The following is an 18447-nucleotide window of genomic DNA, read 5'->3' as shown; positions in this document are numbered from 1 at the left end:
CGCCCGCCCCCGGTTCCCGTCATTGCCCGTACCGCGCCTGCTCATGTCCCGCGCCTGCTCACGCCGACTGCTTCGCGACGCTCCAGCCGCCGTCGACCACCAGCGAGGCGCCGGTGACGAACGAGGCGCGCTCGCTCGCGAGGAAGGCGATCGCCTCCGCGACCTCCTCCGGGCGTCCGAGCCGCTTCACCGCGGTCGCCTCGGCGCTGCGCCGGCGGTCCTGTTCGCCGATCCCGTCCCACGCGGCCGTGAGCACCGGCCCCGGCAGCACCGCGTTCACCCGCAGCACCTCGCCGTACTCGACGGCGAGCTGGCGGGTCAGCCCGGTCAGCCCGGCCTTGGTGGTCGCGTACGCCGGCCGGCCCGGCAACCCGATCATCGCGTGCACCGACGAGGTGAGCACCACCGCACCCGTCCCGTTCCGGGACAGGTCCGGCAGGCAGGCCCGGAACCCGAGGAAGGTGCCGGTCAGGTTGACCGACAGCTGCCGCTGCCAGGAGTCCAGATCGGTCTCGTGGGCGGGCCGGACGTCCACCGTGTAGGCGTTGCCGACGAGCACGTCCACCGGTCCGAGCTCGGCCCGGCAGCGGGTCAGCGCGTCGGCCCAGCCCTGCTCGTCGGACACGTCGCACCCGATCCCGATCGCGGACCCGCCCCCGGCCACGACCCCGGCCGCCACCTCACGGGCGGCGGCGCCGTCGACGTCGAGGACGGCGACCGCGGTCCCCTCGGCGGCCAGCCGCGCGACGGTGGCCGCACCGATCCCGCGTCCACCCCCGGTGACGACCGCGACCCGGTCGCTCATGTGGACCCCTCCCCCGCTTCGACCGTGCAGACGATGTCCAGCGTGGTCTGCTCGCCCGGTCCCAGCTCGGTCAGGGGACCGAGCACCTCGCACTCGACGATCCGGGCCGGCGGGTCGAGGTCTCCCAGCGCGGCCAATGGCGCGGGCTGCGGGCACTCGATCCAGATCTCGGCCCGGGAGCCCCGGTCCGGGTAGTCCGCGTCCGGGTCCACCGGGAAGTCCACGGTGACCACCGCGTCCCGCCCGGTGTGGCTCAGCCGTCCCGTCGCGGCGGGAAAACCGAGCTTCCCGACGACGTCCTGGTGCGGCACCCGGACCAGCCCGCCGCCGTCGGACCAGCGGGGGAAACCGGTGCCCGCCAGCAGGTCGACGACCTCGGCGGGTCCGGCGACCTCGGTGTGCCCGGGGCCCTCGCCGTCGAGCTGGGTCACGTTCCAGAGCGCCCAGCGCACCGGGCGGTCGGAGGTGTTGCGGGCGGTGAGCCGCAGCCGGTAGCCGTCCGCGTCGTCGTCGAGCTCGACGCACCGGGTCAGGCCTAGCCCGGTGCGGGGGTCGTCGCCGCTGGTCAGGGTGACCGTGGCGGTGCCGTCGCCGTCGCGGACCTCCGCCCGGTACGGGCCGGAGTCCAGCACCGGGTCGGGCGGGCCGGCCCACTGGCCGTCGTGGTCCCAGCCCTGCGGGGCGGGCCAGGTCTTGTCCCCGCCGTAGTTGACCCAGTCGCCGAGCCGGCCCGAGTGGGGACGGTGCGGCACCCGGGGCAGCAGGTCCTCGCCGACCAGCCGGTCGTCGCGCCACAGCAGCTCCGGGCCGCCGGTCCGGGACAGCGAGAGCAGCCGGCCGCCGAGCTCGGGGACCAGCCCGAGCCGCACGATGCCGTTGTCCAGCCACAGCACCCGGCCACCGGCCGCGGCCTCCACCCGGGCGGTACTCACGAGCCCGGCACCAGGACGACCTTGCCGCGGCTCTGCCCGGCGGCCAGCCGGTAGGCCTCGTCCGCCTGCTCCAGTCCGAACCGGTCGGACACCACCCGCTCCGGGCGCAGGCCCCAGCGGTCGAGGTGCACCGCGAGCTCGGTCATCGCCGTCAGCGAGGTGACCCAGGACGCGTACAGGGTCAGCTGCTTGTGCAGCAGCGCGTCCGAGACCTCGGTCTCCAGCGTGCCGCCCTCACCGACCAGCGACACCCGGCCCCACTCGGCGGCGCCGGCGATGGCGGTCGAGCGGCCGGCACGCGATCCGGAGCAGTCGATCGTCGTCGCGGCGCCGGGGGCACCGAGCAGCTCGGAGACCGCGGCCGCCGTCTGTTCGGCCGAGGCGGCCGGGGCGGTGGTCGCGTCGAACACGCCCAGCCCGTCGGCCCACTCCCGGCGCACGGGAGAGGTCTCGACGCCGACGATCCGGCGCGCCCCCATCCCGCGGCCGATCATCCCGGCGGCCAGCCCGACCGGGCCGAGGCCGACCACGAGCAGGTCGCCGTCGCCGTTCACGCCGATCCGGCGCAGGCCCTCGTAGGCGGTGCCGAACCCGCAGGCGATCAGCGCGCCGTCCACGTAGGACAGCGAGTCCGGCAGCGGGACGCAGCTCGCCTCGTCGACGAGCACGTGCCCGGCGTGCCCGCCGTCGCGCTGCCAGCCGTAGGCCTCCCGCTCCGGTGCGGAGCAGCTGATCGGGTACCCGCGGCGGCAGTTGTCGCAGCGCTCGCACCCGGCGATGTGGTAGACGATCACCCGGTCGCCGTCGCCGAAGCGGCGGCAGCCGGGGCCGGTCGCGACGATCCGCCCGGACGGCTCGTGCCCGGCCACCACACCCCGGTAGGCGGGCCCGTCGACCCCGCGGTGGCCCTTGTGCTCGTGGTAGATGTAGCCGATGTCGGAGCCGCAGATGCCCGACGCCCCCACCTCGACCAGCACCTGGCCCGGACCGGGCTCGGGGATCGGCAGCTCGCGCAGCACGGCCGTCGAGTCGCCGGGCAGGTACACGCCCGCCATCGTGCCGGTGCCCATCAACTCTCCCTCGTGGCCCGGGCGCGCCGGGTGATGATCACGTTGACCAGGACCGCGACGACGATGATCACGCCGCGGATGACGTTCTGCAGGAACGAGTCCACCCCGAGCAGCACCAGCCCGTTGCCGATCACGGTGATCACCGCGACGCCGAGCAGGGTGCCGAGCATCGTGCCCCGGCCACCGGCGAGCGCGGTGCCGCCGATCACCACGGCGGCGATGACGTCGAACTCGAGGCCGGCGGCGGCGCCGCCGTTGCCGGACCCCAGCCGCGCGGCCAGCAGGATGCCGGTCAGGGCGGCGAGCAGGCCGGTGGTGGCGAACAGCAGGACCCGGATCCGGGCCAGGTCGATACCGGCCATCCGGGCCGCGGCCGGGTTGCCGCCGACCGCGTAGACCGAACGCCCGTAGGCGGTGTACCGGGCGACGTAGGCGAAGACCGCGAACAGCACGATCATCACGATCGCCGGGGTCGGGATGCCCAGGATCGTCCCGCCGAGCACGGTCATGAGCCCGCTTTCGGGGAGCACGACCGGTAGCGCGTCGGTGAGGTAGAGGCCCAGCCCGCCCAGCGCGCTCCAGACCCCCAGGGTGGCGATGAAGGACGGGACGTCGAAGCGTGCGCGCAGCCAGCCGGCCAGCGCGCCCCAGCCCAGTCCGGCGAGCAGCGTCATCAGGATCGCCGGTGCCACGCCGAGGCCCCACTCGGCGGCGCCCTTGGCCACCAGCACGGAGGCGAACGCGACGGCCGGGCCGACGCTGATGTCGATCTCCCCGGCGATGATCACCAGGGTGACGCCCCAGGCGGCGATGCCGATCGTGGCGGCGTCGCGCAGCATGCCGAGCTGGTTGTCCAGGCTCAGGAACCCGGCCGCGGACGAGCCCAGCACGACGTAGAGGAGCACGATCGCGGCGAGCAGGCCGATCTCGTTGAGCGAGCGCCCACCGAGGCGGTGGCGCACGGCGTCCGCGCGCGAGCGCGGCGCGGAATCGGTGACGGTCATCTGTCGTCCTCGGGTTCTCAGGCCGCCATCGCGGCGGAGAGCAGGGATTCGGTCGTGAGGTCGGGCCCGGACAGCTCGTCCGCGGCGCGCCCGTCGCGCAGCACGACGACCCGGTCGCAGACCAGCGGGAGCTCCTCGAGCTCGCCGGAGACGAAGACGATCGCGTTGCCTTCGTCGGCGAGCTCGCGCACGACCCGGTAGATCTCGGCCTTGGCCGCGACGTCGACGCCGCGGGTCGGCTCGTCGAGCAGCAGGATGCGGCTCCCGGCGTGCAGCCAGCGGGCGATGACCGCCTTCTGCTGGTTGCCGCCGCTCAGGTTGACGATCGGGGTGTCCGGGGATGCGGTGGCGATGGAGAGCCGGCTGATCAGCGCGGTCGCGGCCCGGCGGACCAGCCCGGGCCGGATCGTCGGACCGGAGCGCACCGCGCCGTAGGCGGACAGCACGATGTTCTCGTCGACGCCCATCAGCGGGACCAGGCCCTCGTGCTTGCGGTCCTCCGGGGTCATGCCGACGCCCAGCTGCTTCATGGCCGCCGGGGTGGGGGCGGCGACCGGCGTCCCGTCGATCGTGACGGTGCCCCCGCGCGCCGGGTCGAACCCGGCGATCGCGCGCAGCAGCTCGGTGCGTCCCGACCCCATCAGCCCGCCCAGCCCGAGGATCTCCCCGGGGTGCACGTCGAACGAGACGTCGACGACCTTGGGCGGGACCGCCAGGCCGCGCACGGACAGCAGCGGCGTCCCGGTCCGGTCGACGGCACGGGCGGCCGGACGCTGCACCGACGGCCCGGTGCGCTCGCCGGTCATCAGCGCGACGACGGCCGAGGTGTCGGCCTTGTCGACGTCGACCGTCTCGACGATCCGTCCGTCCCGCATCACGGTGGCGGTGTCGGCGATCCGGCGGATCTCCTCGAGCCGGTGGCTGACGTAGAGCACGGCCACGCCGGCCCGGGCGATCCGGCCGACCGCGGAGAGCACCACGTCGACCTCGGCCGCGGCGAGTGCCGACGTCGGCTCGTCGAGGATGAGCAGCGTCGGGTTCTCCCGCACGGCGCGGGAGATCTCGACGAGCTGGCGCAGGGCCAGTGACAGGTCGCCGACCGGGCGGTCCGGGTCGATGTCGAGGCCGAGCCGGTCGAGCACCTCGGCCGCACCGCGACGCATCGCCGCGTGGTCGATCGCGGCGCCCCGGCGCGGCCAGTTCCCGAGGTAGAGGTTCTCGGCCACGCTGAACCCGGTGACCAGGCTGAGCTCCTGGTGGACGGTGCTGACCCCGAGCTCGCCGGCCGCGCGCACACCGCCGGACCCCAGCTCGCGTCCGGCGACCGTGACCGTGCCGGCGTCGGCACGCTCCACACCGGACAGGACCCGGATCAGCGTGGACTTCCCGGCGCCGTTGCGTCCGAGCAGCGCCCGGACCTCGCCCGGGGCGACCCGCAGGTGCGCGTCGGTCAGTGCCTGCACCGCGCCGTAGTGCTTGGTGACGCCGTCGACCACGACGGCGGACTCGCTGCCGGCGGCGTCGCCTGCCACGAGTGGCTCCCTTCCTGTGGGGCTTCCTGCCATGGATCCGACCGGACCGTCCCCGCTCACGGCAGGCCGTCCGGGTGGGTCTCGAGCCATTCCTGACCGCGCTCCGGGCCGTCGAACAGCTCGATCGGCGCGGGGACGATCGTGTAGCCGTCGTTCCGGCCGGAGCGCACCTGCTCGGCGGCCTCGGCGGCGAGGCGGCCGACGGTGATGCCGGAGATGTCGACGACGCCCTTGAGGACGTCGCCCGCGACGAGCTCGTTCGCGGCCTCGGTGGACATGTCGCCGCCGAACACGACGGTCTGCCCGACCCGGCCCCGGGCCTGCACCGCCCGGACGGCCCCCATCGTGGCGCCACCGGCCTGGGCGAAGAAGGCGTCCAGGTCGGGGTGCGCGGTCAGGATCCGGTCGGCGACGTCGACCGCCTCGTCGATGGTGGCGCCCTGCTGGTTCGCCACGATCCGGGCGCCGGGCAGGTCAGCCTCGAGCGCGCGCTCGAAGCCCTCCCGGCGGTGGATGCAGACCTCGACGAACTCGCAGTTCACGACCCCGATCGAGGGCTCGAGGTTCCCCTCGCTGCGGAAGTGCCGGGCGACCTGTGCCCCGAGCATCGCGCCGAACTCCTGCGGATCGCCGAGCACGTAGGCCGACACGAACCGCTCGGCCGCGGCCTCCTCGATGCAGGTGTTGTAACAGACGACCGGGATCCCGCTCTCGTGCGCGAGCTCGATCGCCGGGACCGACGCCGTCTCCGACGCCGGCGAGAGGATCAGCGCGTCCATCTGCGCGGCGCTGACCTGGTCGACGAAGGTGCTCTCCTTCGACGCGTCACCCTGGGCGTTCAGCTCCAGCAGCTGCGGGCTGGCCCCCCGGGACTCCGTCTCCTGCTGCATGCCGGCCCGCACGCCGGCGTAGAAGCCCTGCGCGTCGAGGTAGACGACGCCGTAGCGCCCGTCCTCCCCGATCCGGCCGGCGCAGCCGGCGAGCAACCCCAGCACGGCGACGACGATCACGGCGCGTGCGAGGTGGCTGCGACGCATCCTTGCGCCCATGTCACTCCCCTGTCGGTTCACGGGAGCCGTCGGCGGTGTGCCCGGCTCGCCGACGAGTGTGATCACGGGCTTGGATGCTGTCAATATTATTTAGTAATTAATGCCGTCGAGCGCTCGTTCGGCACCCGGCACCGGACGTGGGGGGTCAGCGCGACCCGCTCAGCACCCGCCCGCCGGTCCGGCCCGTGGTGGCTCCGTCCAGCACGGCCGGCACCCCGTTGACCAGCACGGCCTGCACCCCCTCCGCGAGCTGCCACGGCTCGGTGTAGGTCGACCGGTCGGTGACGCCGGACGGGTCGAGCACGACGACGTCCGCGGCGGCCCCCACTCGGAGCGTGCCGCGGTCGTCGAGCCCGATCCGGCTCGCCGGCAGCGACGTCATCTTCCGCACGGCCTCCTCCAGCGTCAGCACGCCGCGCTCGCGCACGTACCGGCCCAGCACCCGGGCGAAGGTGCCGAAGCTGCGCGGGTGCGGCACGCCGTCGCCGGCGGCGTCCAGGACCCACCCGTCGCTGGCGACGGAGACGACCGGATGGCGCAGGACGGTCTCGACGTCGTCCTCGGCCATCGCGTGGTTGACGATGCCGACCTGCGCCCGGTGCCCGGCGAGCACCTCCATCGCGACGTCGGCCGGGTCACCGCCGTCCCGGGCGGCCAGCTCGGCGAGCGAGCGGCCGATGTCGCCGGCGTAGCGGTCGCCCTCCCCCAGGTCGGCGAGCACGATGCCGCCGGGATCGATCTCCTCGACGAACCGGGCCCGCAGCGCCTCGGCGATCCGGGCCCGGGTCTGCGGGTCGGCCAGCCGGGTCAGCAGCGCCTCCGGGCCGCCGTCGATCGCCCACGGCGCGAGCCGGGAGGTGAGCCCGGTGCTCGAGGCCGCGTACGGGTAGACGTCCGCGGTCACGTCGACGCCGCGGGCGCGGGCGTCGTCGATCAGGCTCAGCGCGGTGCGGACCGCGCCGTGGTTCGGCCGGCCCATCGCCTTCAGGTGCGAGATCTCCAGCCGCGCCCCCGCCCGCTCGGCGGTGCCGATCGCCTCGGCGACGGCCTCGGCGAGCCGGTCGGTCTCGTTGCGCATGTGCGTGGAGTAGAGCAGCCCGTGCCGGGCGGCCTCGGCGACCAGCTCGGTCAGCTCGTCGGGCGAGCCGAACAGGCCCGGGGCGTAGATGAGCCCCGACGAGAGCCCGAGCGCGCCCGCACGGGCCGCCTCGGCGACCCACGCGCGCATGCGGTCGAGTTCCGCGGGCGACGGCGGGCGGTCCTCTCCCCCGAGCACGGCGTGCCGGATCGTGCCGTGCCCGACCTGCAGGCCGACGTTCACCGCCGGGGTCGCCGCCTCGACCGCGCGGCGGAACCCGGCGGCGTCGTCCCAGGTCCAGCTCAGCCGGTCCTCGGGCATCGGCAGCCGGTGCGGCGCGCTGCGGTCGGCGACCGGGAACGGGGAGAAGCCGCAGTTGCCGGTCAGCAGCGTCGTGACGCCCTGGTACAGCTGCGTCGTCGCGTGCGGGGAGCCCTGCAGGGTGAAGTCCGCGTGCGAGTGCAGGTCGACGAACCCGGGGGTGACGGCCAGGCCGTCGGCGTCCACCACGGTGCCGCCCCGCAGGCCGGTCCCGATCCCGCTGATCCGGTCCCCGGTGACGCCGACGTCCGCGACGCGCCCCGGCTCCCCCGTCCCGTCGACGACCAGTCCCCCGCGGACGACGATCTCGTGCTCGGTCACGGCGCTTCCTTCTGACACAGCACTCACCTCAGACCTCGAAGAACAGGATCACGGCGTACATCACCGAGGCGGGTATCAGCAGCAGCCAGCCGACCACCAGCAGGTTGCGCAGGTTCGTCGACCGGGCGAGTCCCATCGCCCCGACCATGTTGCCGTTCGGGAACGGGCCGTAGGTGTCGATCTTGGAGGCGAACAGCAGGACGATCACCCAGGCGTTCACCCCGATCCCGATGCTCGCGGCCAGCCCGCCGAACACCTCGTCGATCAGCACCACCTGCGCCGCCGTCGCCCCCGGCACGCCGACCCAGCCGATCAGGGCGATCACGCCGACGAACAGCAGCGGCGACATCCCGCTCAGGTCGTCGCCGAAGGTGGCCAGGATGACGTCGAACGGCTTGAGCTCGTCGACCACCAGGAAGAAGATCGCCAGCAGCCAGAACAACAGGAACATCTTGATCTGGGTGGCGCAGCCGCGGATGACGAGCTCGGCGATGGTCATCGTGCGCAGCCCGCCCGCGAGCCCGGTGACGATCGCGAGCAGCGGCAGCGCGATCAGCGGGAACGACGTCCCCGCCGCGGTCACGATCGCGTACCCGATGCAGGCCAGCAGGGTGACGGCGAACGCCGCCGTCGCGAGCCCGCGGCGGGCGCCCTCGTCGGTGCGTTCCGGCGCGACGACGTCGGCCTCGTCGTAGTCGTCGCCGGTGTTCTCGGTCCGGCGCTGCACCCACGGGACGACGACCAGCCCGACGACGATCGACAGCACCGCCAGCGGACCGGCGCCGTAGAGCAGGTACTGCAGGTAGCCGACCTCGGCCGCCGACATGATCGCCACGTTGGACCCTGCGAACGGCGCGATCGCCAGGCCCGCACATCCGCCGATGAACATCATCGCGGCCGTCGCGGACCGGGTGAACCCGAGCCGCGCGACGACCGGGAGCAGGATCGGCGCGGCGATGGCCAGCGCACCGGCCAGCGTCCCGAGCGAGGCGACCAGCGCCAGGCACGCCAGCATCACGCCGAGGACGGTCCGGATGCGGCTGGTGCTGCCCACCACGCGCAGCACGCTCTGCACGATCGCGTCGGCCACCCCGGTCACCCGCAGGACCTCGCCGACGCCGGCGCCGAGCATGATGATCAGACCGATCATCGTGACCATCTCGCCCAGCGAGGCCCCGAACATCTCGCCGGCCTCGACCGGGGTCGGCAGCAGGAGCAGCACCGCCGAGATTACCGCGACGGCGGTGGCGACCGTGATGTCCATGCCGAGCAGCGCCAGCGCCGCGTACAGCACGATCGGCAGCAGCCCCCACAGCGTCGGGGGCTGCGTCGTGATGCCGGCGACCACCGCGACGACCAGGCCCACCAGGGCGCTGCCGGACAGCAGCCGGTCCTTCGCGAGGTACCCGCGGCCCGGCGCCTTCCCGGTCGCGTCCGGATCCGGATCACCGGGCGCCGTGGGACCGGCGGCCGGATCGTGCGGAGCACTCATCTTCGGATCTCCTCAGCTCTGTCGGGGAGCGACGGCGACGGCGAGCCCGGCCGCCGGGTCGTGCTCGGCCCCGTCGCCGAGCGCGAAGGTGTCGAGCCGGGACCGCACCAGGAACTCCGTGTCGACCTCGACACCGAGCCCGGCGCGGGCGGGCACGTCCACGACGCCGTCGCGGGCCGTGATCGGCTCCGTGACGTCGCGGGCGTAGTACTTCTCGGACGCCGAGACGTCCGAGGGCAGGGTGAACCCGGGCAGGCTGGACAGCGCGACGTTGGCCGCGCGCCCGATCCCGAACTCGTGCATCCCGCCGCACCAGACCGGCCAGCCGAGCTCGGCCGCCGCGTCGTGCGCGCGGACCGCCGCGGTCAGCCCGCCCATCCGGGACGCCTTGATGTTCAGGATCCGGCCGGCGCCCAGCGCGTCCGCGGTGCGCAGGTCGTCGACCGTCTCGATCGACTCGTCCAGGCAGACCGGGGTCGACGACCGGGCCTGCAGCGCCGCGGAGGTCAGCAGGTCCCGCGGGGCGAACGGCTGCTCGATCATCAGCAGGCCGGCGTCGTCGAGCCGGGCGAGCGCGGCCAGGTGGTCCGGGTCGTCGCGGTAGGCGCCGTTCGCGTCGACCTGCAGCATCAGCTCCGGGTACGCGGCCCGCACGGCCCGCACCGGCTCGACGTCCCACCCGGGCGCGATCTTGAGCTTCACCCGGCGGTAGCCGGCGTCGACGTGCGTACCGACCTGGGCGAGCAGGTCGTCCACGGTCTTCTCGATGCCGAGTGAGACCCCGGCGACCACCGAGGACCGGGTGCCGCCGAGCGCGGAGGCGAGCGGGATGCCCTCGCGGGTCGCCCACAGTGCCCAGCCGGCCGCGTCCACACCGGCCGCGGCGAACCGGTTCCCGCGCACCTTGCCGTACCGCCCCGCCAGCTCGCCGGGCTTGTCGACCTCGGCCCCGACGACGGCCGGGAGCAGGTAGCGGGTGGCGATCGACCAGCTGGTCTGCACCGTGTCGGCGGTGTAGTACGGGTCGCTCGGCGAGGCGATCTCGCCCCAGCCGGTGTTGCCCTCGTCGTCGACGAGCTCGACGAGGATGTGGTCCAGGTGCGCCTTGCGGTGCGAGCTGGTCTCGAACGAGTGCACCAGCGGGAGCCGCACCAGGTGCAGCCGGGCGTGATCGATCTTCATCGGGACTCCTGGTCCGGGTCGGTGTACAGCCCGAGCTCCGAGGCCACCCGGTCGCGCTCCTGCAGGCGGCGCCGGGCCCCCTTCGCGCTGGCGGTGGTGAGTGCGGCGAGCAGGTGGGTGGCCGACGCGACGGCCGTCGGCGAGTCCGCATAGGACGCGCTCTGGGTCGGTACGACGACGGTGACCTCGGCGACGTCGGCCAGCGGGCCGTCCGGCGAGTCGGTGATCAGCACCAGCGATCCGCCGGCCCGGACGAACGCCCGGCCGATGTCGGCGGTCTCGCGCCGGTAGCGGCGGAACGAGAACACCACGAGCACGTCGGTGTCGCGCACCTCGGTGAGAATGTCGATCGCGGGGGTGAGCGTCCCGTCGATCTGGACGACCTGGGACAGCGACGCCCCGAGGTCGCTGGCCAGCAGCCGGGCGAACGCGAACGACTTGCCGGTGCCGAGGATGAACCGGCGGCGGGCCTTGACCACGCACGCGGCCGCCTCCTCGATGCTGCCGTCCTCGGCGAACGTGCGCAGCGCGCTCGCCAGCGACTCCAGCTCCTGGGAGATCAGCCGCTTGCGCAGGACCGCGCCCGAGCGTCGCTGGACGCGGGCGTCGAAGCGCTGGCTGGGGCTGACCAGGTCCCGGTCGACGCCCGTGTCGGTCCCGGTGGTCTCGGTGGCGTCGGCGTCCGGGTCCGTGGCGCTCACGTGGCGTCCCCGGTGAAGGTGTAGACCGCGTGCTCGTCCGAGACGCGCACGCAGGACCGCGCGACGAGTCCGCGGTCCAGCAGGGCCCGGAAGCCCTCGCGCAGCCGCGGGTGGGTCCCGTCCGGGACGGTGTCCCCGGCCGGCACGACCAGCCGGCCCACCCCGTCCTCGACCGTCCAGTGGCCGACGGCCCGGCCGGGCTCCGGTGTGGGGGCCGGAGGCCGCCCGCCCCGGGGCGCCTCCGGCGTCTCCGGGTCCGGCGTCTCCAGGTCCCAGTCGACGACGACCCGGTCGGTGCCGGGCCGGTGGTAGAAGTCCGGCACGTACCAGCGCCCGACGGCGCCGAGGACGTCGAGGTTGAAGTGCCCGTTGCGGGCGACGGCCGGGTCGAACGACCAGCGCATCCGGCGGGCTCCCGCGGCGCGCGCGGCGTCGGCCTGCGCGTACTTGATCATCCGGCCGAGGCCGCGGCCGCGCTGTCCCGGTGCGACCGCCGCGGTCTGCGAGTAGTGGTAGACGCAGCCGTCGCTCATCCCGCAGAAGCCGACCGCGAAGCCGAGCAGGGCCCCGTCCTCCACCACCCCCAGCGCGGTGCCACCGTTGCGCAGCACCGCGCTCAGCAGCCGGGTGTTGAGCTCGAGGCCGGTGTCGGGCTGGCGGCCGAACACCCGGCGGTAGAGGGTCACGGCCTGCTGCTGCAGCTCGACGTCGTCCAGGTCCCGGACGACCAGGCCCGCGTCCAGCGCTGCCACGCTCATACCCGGCCCTGTCTTGTGTAACGCATGAAGAGACTCTCGATCACTTCTGCCCTGTTCGTCAAGCATTCTCGACCGAAGATCCGTGCTGATACGTTACGTATCCATGACAGCTCTCGGTGTGGACGCGGCCCGGATGCAGGCCGACGTCGAGCGGTACGCGCGGCTGGAGTCGCCCTCGGGCGACGCGGGCCGGCTGGACGACGTGCTCGCGATGGTGGCCGCGACCTGGGAGGAGATCGGCGGCCGGACCCGCGCCGTCCCGGCGAGCTCGGGCGCGCACCTGCTCGTCGAGGTCGACGGCTCCCCCGGCCGCACCGCCGAGGATCCGGTTCTGCTGCTCGGCCACCACGACACGGTGTGGCCGGTCGGCACCCTCGACGGCGCCGTCCCGCTCCGGGCCGAGGGCGGGATCCTGCACGGCCCCGGCGTCTACGACATGAAGGGCGGCCTCGTCGTCGCCGAGACCGCGGTGCGGGCCCTGCGGTCCTCGGGCCGCGGACACCGGCCGGTCCGCGTTCTCGTGGTGGCCGACGAGGAGGTCGGCTCACCGACCGCGCGCGATCTCGTGCGCGCGCACGCGCAGGGCAGCGCGGCCGTGCTCGGGTTCGAGCCCCCGCACCCCGACGGCGCCCTCAAGACCGCCCGGTGGGGCAGCACCCGGCTCCGGCTGCGGTGCACCGGAAGGGAGTCGCACGCGGCCCTGGCCCCCGACGACGGCGTCTCCGCGGTCGACGAGCTCGTCGACCAGCTGACCGCCCTGCGCACGGCCGTCGCCGACGTCGACGGCGTGCTGTGCAACGCGGGCACGATCTCCGGCGGCGGGCGCACCAACGTCGTCGCCGGCGACGCCTGGTGCGACCTGGGGCTGCGCTGCGAGACCCCGGCCGCCGAGGCCGCCGTGCTCGCCTGGACCGAGGGGCTGCGGCCGATCCGGCCGGGCGCCGTGGTCCGCGCCGAGATCCTCGGCAGCCGCCCGCCGTGGGCCACCGGGGCGGGCACCCGGGACCTGCTCGCGCAGGCGGTCCTCGCCGGCCGGGCCTGCGGGCAGACCGTCGAGGGCCGGCCCGCGCGCGGCGCGGCCGACACCAACCTGGTCGGCGGGCTCGACGTGCCGGTGCTCGACGGGCTCGGACCGGTGGGGCGCGGCGCGCACGCGCCGGACGAGCAGATCGTGCTGGCCTCACTGCCGGAGCGCGCCACCCTGACCGCAGAGCTCCTCGCCCGGATCTGACCTCGAGCCGCCCGGGCCCCGGAGCGCGCGGCACCGTCCGCGCGCGCCGGACTGGATGTGTGACATCTCCTGTCTTTCGGATCCACTCGTGGGTTATCTTGGATCCAATCGCCGTCTGGTCTGGGAGTGTCCGTGCGTACTTCGTTGTCCCCGCTCGCGTCGTCGACCGGTCTCTACGTCGACGGGGCGTGGATCCCGGCCGGCGACAGGGAGACGTTCCCTGTCCTCGACCCGGCGACCGAGGAGGTCCTCACCCACGCGACCCAGGCCACCGTGGCCGACGTCGAGGAGGCCGTCGCCGCCGCGGGCGCCGCACTGGCCGACCGCCGGTGGTCCGGTCTCGCGCCGCTGGAGCGGGCCGCGATCCTCCACCGGGTCGCCGACCTGATCGAGCGGGATCTGGAGGATCTCGCGGTCCTCGAGACCCGGGACAACGGCAAGCCGATCGAGCGCTCGCGCGCCGACACCGGGCAGGCGGCGCGCACGTTCCGGCACTTCGCGGGCGCCCCGAGCCGGCTGACCGGCAGCACGGTCCCGATCGACGGCGGGGCGCACCACGTCTACACCACGCTGCGTCCGGTCGGGGTCGCGGCGCTGATCCTGCCCTGGAACTTCCCGATCATGACCGCCGCCTTCAAGCTCGCGCCGGCGCTCGCGGCGGGGTGCCCGGTCGTGGTCAAGCCCGCCGAGCAGACCCCCCTCACCGCGCTTCGTCTGGCCGACCTGCTGGCCGAGGCGGGTGTGCCGGCCGGCGTCGTGAACGTCCTGACCGGCGACGGGCGGGTCGGTGCCGCGCTGACCGCGCACCCGGGCGTCGCCAAGGTCTCCTTCACCGGCAGCACGGCGGTCGGCCGCGAGGTCGGGATCGCCGCCGCCGGCCGGCTCGCGCACTCCACCCTGGAACTGGGCGGCAAGAGCGCCAACATCGTCTTCGACGACGCCGACCTCGACGCCGTCGTCACGACCGCGATGCGGGCCTCGTTCGGACACTCCGGGCAGATGTGCACGGCGGGAAGCCGGCTGCTCGTCCAGCGCTCGATCGCCGGTGAGCTCACCGACCGGCTGGAGGCGGCCGTGGCGAGGGTCCCGATGGGCGACGGGCTCGCCGGCGGGATCTCGGTCGGCCCGCTGGTCTCCGAGGAGCAGCGCACCCAGGTGCTCGGCTACATCGACAAGGGCAGGGCCGAGGGCGCCGAGCTCGTCGTCGGCGGCGGGTCGCCGGACGGGCCGGGCTTCTACGTCGAGCCCACCCTGTTCACCGGGGTCACCAACGACATGGTGATCGCCCAGGCGGAGATCTTCGGCCCGGTGCTCGGCGTGCTGTCGTTCGACGACTCCGACGACGCGGTCGCGATCGCCAACGACTCCACCTACGGGCTCGCCGCCGGGATCTGGACCCGCGACCTCGGCCGCGCCCACCGCACCGCCGCGCGTCTCGACGTCGGGACGGTCTGGGTGAACACCTACAACGTGTTCGACCCGGCCCTGTCGTTCGGCGGGGTGAAGGACAGCGGCCTGGGCCGCGACCTCGGCGACGAGGCGCTTCTCGGCTTCGTCGAGTCGCAGGCCGTCGTGGTGTCCCTGTGAGCACCGAGTCGGTCGCCGACCGGGTCTCCGACCCGGCCACCGACCCGGCCCAGGAGGCGATGCCGGCGCAGACCCTCGACGTCGCCGCCGAGCGGGCCCGCACCCCCGGCGCGACCGAGTCGCACCACCTGAACGCGGCCGGCGCGGCCCTGCCGACGGCCGCCGTCGTCGACGCCGTCGTCGGGCACCTGCGCCTCGAGGAGCGCGACGGCGGCTACGAGGCCGCCGCCGCCGTCGCCGACCGGGTCGACGCCGTCTACGACGGCATCGCCGACCTCGTCGGCGGCCGCGCCTCCGAGATCGCGCTGTTCGACACCGCCACGACCGGCCTGCGGGTGCTGGTCGACGCGCTGGTGAGCGGCGGTTCGGTGCGGCTGCTCGTGAGCCGCTCGGCCTACGTCAGCCACGCACTGCACCTGATGACCCACGCCCGGCGTACCGGCGCCGAGCTCGAGATCCTCCCGCTCGATCCTGCGACCGGCGCGGTCGACCTCGGGGCGCTGGAGACGACGCTGCGCGCCGGCGGGCCGGCGATCGTGTTCGTCGCCCACCTGCCGACCTCCTCGGGCCTGGTCGAGCCGGTCACCGAGATCGGCGCGCTGGCCCGCCGGCACGGCGCCCGGTTCGTCGTGGACGCCACCCAGTCGGTCGGGCACCTGGCCGTCGACGTCGGCGCGATCGGCTGCGACGTGCTGGTGACGACCGGACGCAAGTTCCTCCGGGCTCCGCGCGGCACCGCCTTCGCCTGGGTGCACCCCGACGTGCTGCCCGTACTGGAGCCGACCGCGCCGGACGTCCGCGGGGCGGCGTGGACCGCGGACCGGGAGTGGACGCTCGCCGCCACCGCACGTCGCTTCGAGACCTGGGAGCACTCCGTGGCCTGCCGGCTCGGTCTGGGCGTCGCGGTCCGCGAGACGACCGAGCGCGGCATCGACGCCACCGCGGCGCACCTGGTCTCACTCGGCGCGAGCCTGCGCGAGCAGTTGCGCGAGCGCGCCGGGGTGACCGTGCGCGACCCCGCCTCCAGCGCGTCCGGCATGGTGACCTTCACCGTCGACGGGGTGGATCCCGCCGAGGTGAAGATACGCCTGGCCGCGGCCCGGGTCCGGGTGGTGACCGTGCCCGCGAGCCACGGCCGATGGGACTTGGGCGCACGCGGGGTCCCGGCGGTCGTGCGCGCCTCGGTGCACGTCTACAACGACGCCGCCGACGTCGACGCGCTGCTGACGGTCGTCGACGCGATCACCCGGGAGGCCCGGTGAGCCGGCCCGACCTGGACGCCGACGTCGTCGTCGCCGGGCTGGGGGTGCACGGCACCGCCACCGCCCACGAGCTGGCCGCGCGCGGGCAGCGGGTGATCGGGTTCGACCGCTTCGGCGAGGGTCACCTGCGCGGCTCCTCGCACGGCCGGACCCGGATGATCCGCCGCGCCTACCCGAACCCGGTGTGGAACCCGCTCGTCGAGCGGGCCTACGCCGGCTGGGAGCGCTGGGAGAAGCGCAGCGGCGCGACGCTGCTGCACCGCACCGGCGGGCTCTACGCCCACCCCGAACCCGGGCAGCTGCAGGGACCCGGCTGCGAGACCGTCTCGGACCCGGACCGGATGCGTGAGCTCGCCCCGGGCCTGTCGCTGCCCGAGGGGTGGCACGCCGTGTCCGACCCGCACGCCGGAGTGCTGGAGGCGGCGACCGCGCTGGAGACCGCGCGGGCGGGCGCCCGGGCGGACGGCGCCGAGCTGGCCTTCGACGAGCCCGTGCTGCGCTGGGCGGCGACGGGCTCCGGGCCGGATGCGGGCGTCGTGGTCGTCACCGGGAAGCGGACCGTGCGGGCCCGCCGGCTGGTCGTCGCCACCGCGGGCTGGGTCCCCGAGCTGGCACCCGAGCTCGCCGGGGTGTTCACGACCTGGCGGATCCTCACCGTCACGTTGCGCCCGGGCCCACCGGTCGCCGCACCCCCGTCGCTGCCCGCCTTCTCGGTGCACCGCCCCGACGGCCTGATGTTCGGCCTGCCCGATGTGGCCGGCAGCGGGTACAAGGCCGGCACCGACACCGAGCAACCCTGGGATCCCGAGCGCCCGGTCGACCCGGTCGGCCCGGACGAGCTCGCCCGGATGTGCGCGCTGATGGCCCGGCACGTGCCCGGGGCCGCGGCCGACCCGTCCCACGACGTCGCCGACGCCACCGCCTGCCTCTACACGATGACCGCGGACCGCCGGTTCGTCATCGGGGCGCTGCCGGCCTCCCCGCAGGTGGTCGTCGCGGCGGCGTGCTCGGGGCACGGGTTCAAGTTCGGGCCCGCCGTCGGCGAGGCCGCCGCCGACCTGTGCACCGGGGTCGAGCGCCCGGACCTGGAGTTCATCGGCGTGACCCGCCGCCTGCCCGCACCATGACCCGGGGAGTTCCCGGGCCTGCCGGAGGACGCCGTTCGGCCGACCAGGACCCGGCCGATCGCGACTCAGCCGACGAAGACGGTCGAGGAGCGCTGCTCGTACCAGCGTGCCAGCGCGTCCCCGGCGGCGATCACGTGCGAGCGCATCTCGGCGGCCGCGGCGTCGGCGTCGCCGGTGCGCAGCGCGGCGACGATGCGCTCGTGCTCGGCGAAGTTCTCGTCCCGGTGCCGGCTGTCGTCGACGATCAGCTGGGAGGAGACGTTGCGCGGGAACGCGCCGTTGATCTCCTCGATGGAGCGGGTCAGCCGGGCGTTGCCCGAGACCCCGGCGATCAGCGTGTGGAACGCGTCGTTGGCAGCGCGGTGCACCGGGGTCCGGCCCTCGCCCTGCGCGGCGGACTGCTCGTACATCTCCCGGTTGTCGTGCTCGAGCGCGTCGAGCTGCTCGCGGGTGATGCGGGCGACCGCGCGGCGGGCGGCGAGCGCCTCGAGCTCGGCCCGGACCTCGTAGGCCTCCCGGACCTCCCACGGCGCCGGCACCCGGACGACGGCGCCGCGGTGCGGATGGACCGCGATCAGGCCGCCGTTCTGCAGTTGCCGGATCGCCTCACGGATCGGGGTCCGGCTCACCCCGAAGGTGGTCGCGAGCTCGGCCTGGCGCAGCTGCCCCCCGATCGGGATCTCCCCGCCCATGATCATGTCCCGGATCCGGGCGGCCAGGTCGTCGACCAGCGTCGAGCCCGACCCGGGCGGCCCGGCATCCCCCGGCGCCGCTGCGGTCGTGTTCGTCTCCGGTGTACGCCGGCTCATGCCCCGTCCCCTTCGTCGACAGTGCCGTCACAGGTCGGCGGCACCGCGCCGATGGACCCGAAACGATAGCTCACGAGTGCGACATGAGCCGAAGTGGATCCGACCCACTGCGACGTGGATCTGGACATCCGGCATGCCCTGTGACCTCGACTTCGTCCACCGGCCTTCCGTTTCGGATCCATTCTA

16 protein-coding genes are annotated in these 18447 nt (G+C 74.4%); 4 read left to right on the top strand and 12 right to left on the bottom strand.

Annotated elements, in window-relative coordinates:
* Positions 1–58: 58 nt before the first annotated feature.
* The 11 genes from WIS52_RS00955 to WIS52_RS00905 form a co-directional block, all read right to left on the bottom strand.
* Positions 59–805 (bottom strand): SDR family NAD(P)-dependent oxidoreductase, encoded by a 747-nt coding sequence (locus tag WIS52_RS00955; protein WP_349296115.1) that lies wholly within the window; start codon positions 803–805, stop codon positions 59–61.
* A complete protein-coding gene (locus tag WIS52_RS00950; protein ID WP_349296114.1) occupies positions 802–1737 on the bottom strand; it encodes a DUF4380 domain-containing protein in 936 nt (311 codons plus the stop codon). Before WIS52_RS00950 ends, WIS52_RS00955 begins: the two co-directional genes overlap by 4 nt.
* Entirely contained in the window at positions 1734–2807 is a 1074-nt protein-coding gene (locus WIS52_RS00945; protein WP_349296113.1) for a zinc-dependent alcohol dehydrogenase family protein, read from the bottom strand. The genes WIS52_RS00950 and WIS52_RS00945 overlap by 4 nt, the downstream gene beginning before the upstream one ends.
* A complete protein-coding gene (locus WIS52_RS00940; RefSeq protein WP_349296112.1) occupies positions 2807–3811 on the bottom strand; it encodes an ABC transporter permease in 1005 nt (334 codons plus the stop codon). Before WIS52_RS00940 ends, WIS52_RS00945 begins: the two co-directional genes overlap by 1 nt.
* 17 nt (positions 3812–3828) lie before the next feature.
* On the bottom strand, positions 3829–5343 hold the full coding sequence (locus WIS52_RS00935) for a sugar ABC transporter ATP-binding protein (protein WP_349296111.1): 1515 nt from the start codon (positions 5341–5343) through the stop codon (positions 3829–3831).
* A gap of 56 nt (positions 5344–5399) precedes the next feature.
* Complete coding sequence (locus tag WIS52_RS00930; RefSeq protein WP_349296110.1) at positions 5400–6392, bottom strand: substrate-binding domain-containing protein; 993 nt, start codon at positions 6390–6392, stop codon at positions 5400–5402.
* Between the two features lie 145 nt (positions 6393–6537).
* Positions 6538–8112, bottom strand: a complete 1575-nt coding sequence (locus tag WIS52_RS00925; RefSeq protein ID WP_349296109.1) for an N-acyl-D-amino-acid deacylase family protein — start codon at positions 8110–8112, stop codon at positions 6538–6540.
* Between the two features lie 28 nt (positions 8113–8140).
* Positions 8141–9604 (bottom strand): Na+/H+ antiporter NhaC family protein, encoded by a 1464-nt coding sequence (locus WIS52_RS00920; RefSeq protein WP_349296108.1) that lies wholly within the window; start codon positions 9602–9604, stop codon positions 8141–8143.
* A 12-nt stretch (positions 9605–9616) separates the two neighbouring features.
* Positions 9617–10786, bottom strand: coding sequence for an o-succinylbenzoate synthase (gene menC, locus WIS52_RS00915; protein ID WP_349296107.1), 1170 nt, complete (start codon positions 10784–10786; stop codon positions 9617–9619).
* Complete coding sequence (locus WIS52_RS00910; RefSeq protein WP_349296106.1) at positions 10783–11487, bottom strand: MurR/RpiR family transcriptional regulator; 705 nt, start codon at positions 11485–11487, stop codon at positions 10783–10785. The genes menC and WIS52_RS00910 overlap by 4 nt, the downstream gene beginning before the upstream one ends.
* Entirely contained in the window at positions 11484–12245 is a 762-nt protein-coding gene (locus tag WIS52_RS00905; RefSeq protein WP_349296105.1) for a GNAT family N-acetyltransferase, read from the bottom strand. Before WIS52_RS00905 ends, WIS52_RS00910 begins: the two co-directional genes overlap by 4 nt.
* Before the next feature lie 103 nt (positions 12246–12348).
* On the opposite strand from WIS52_RS00905, the gene WIS52_RS00900 reads away from it, so the two are divergent.
* From WIS52_RS00900 to WIS52_RS00885, 4 genes are all read left to right on the top strand, one after another.
* The gene (locus WIS52_RS00900; protein WP_349296104.1) at positions 12349–13476 is read left to right on the top strand and encodes a M20/M25/M40 family metallo-hydrolase; all 1128 of its coding nucleotides are present in this window, start codon (positions 12349–12351) and stop codon (positions 13474–13476) included.
* A gap of 132 nt (positions 13477–13608) precedes the next feature.
* Entirely contained in the window at positions 13609–15063 is a 1455-nt protein-coding gene (locus WIS52_RS00895; RefSeq protein WP_349296103.1) for an aldehyde dehydrogenase family protein, read from the top strand.
* Entirely contained in the window at positions 15060–16325 is a 1266-nt protein-coding gene (locus tag WIS52_RS00890) for an aminotransferase class V-fold PLP-dependent enzyme (protein ID WP_349296102.1), read from the top strand. The genes WIS52_RS00895 and WIS52_RS00890 overlap by 4 nt, the downstream gene beginning before the upstream one ends.
* The gene (locus WIS52_RS00885; RefSeq protein ID WP_349296101.1) at positions 16322–17452 is read left to right on the top strand and encodes an FAD-dependent oxidoreductase; all 1131 of its coding nucleotides are present in this window, start codon (positions 16322–16324) and stop codon (positions 17450–17452) included. The genes WIS52_RS00890 and WIS52_RS00885 overlap by 4 nt, the downstream gene beginning before the upstream one ends.
* A gap of 65 nt (positions 17453–17517) precedes the next feature.
* Here the strand turns inward: WIS52_RS00885 and WIS52_RS00880 are convergent, their stop codons facing one another.
* Positions 17518–18261 (bottom strand): GntR family transcriptional regulator, encoded by a 744-nt coding sequence (locus WIS52_RS00880; RefSeq protein WP_349296100.1) that lies wholly within the window; start codon positions 18259–18261, stop codon positions 17518–17520.
* Positions 18262–18447: the final 186 nt, after the last annotated feature.

This window comes from Pseudonocardia nematodicida (genome assembly GCF_040105385.1).
Taxonomy (GTDB): domain Bacteria; phylum Actinomycetota; class Actinomycetes; order Mycobacteriales; family Pseudonocardiaceae; genus Pseudonocardia; species Pseudonocardia nematodicida.
Note: the sequence above shows the minus strand (reverse complement) of the source record. Positions and strands in the feature narration are given on the sequence as shown.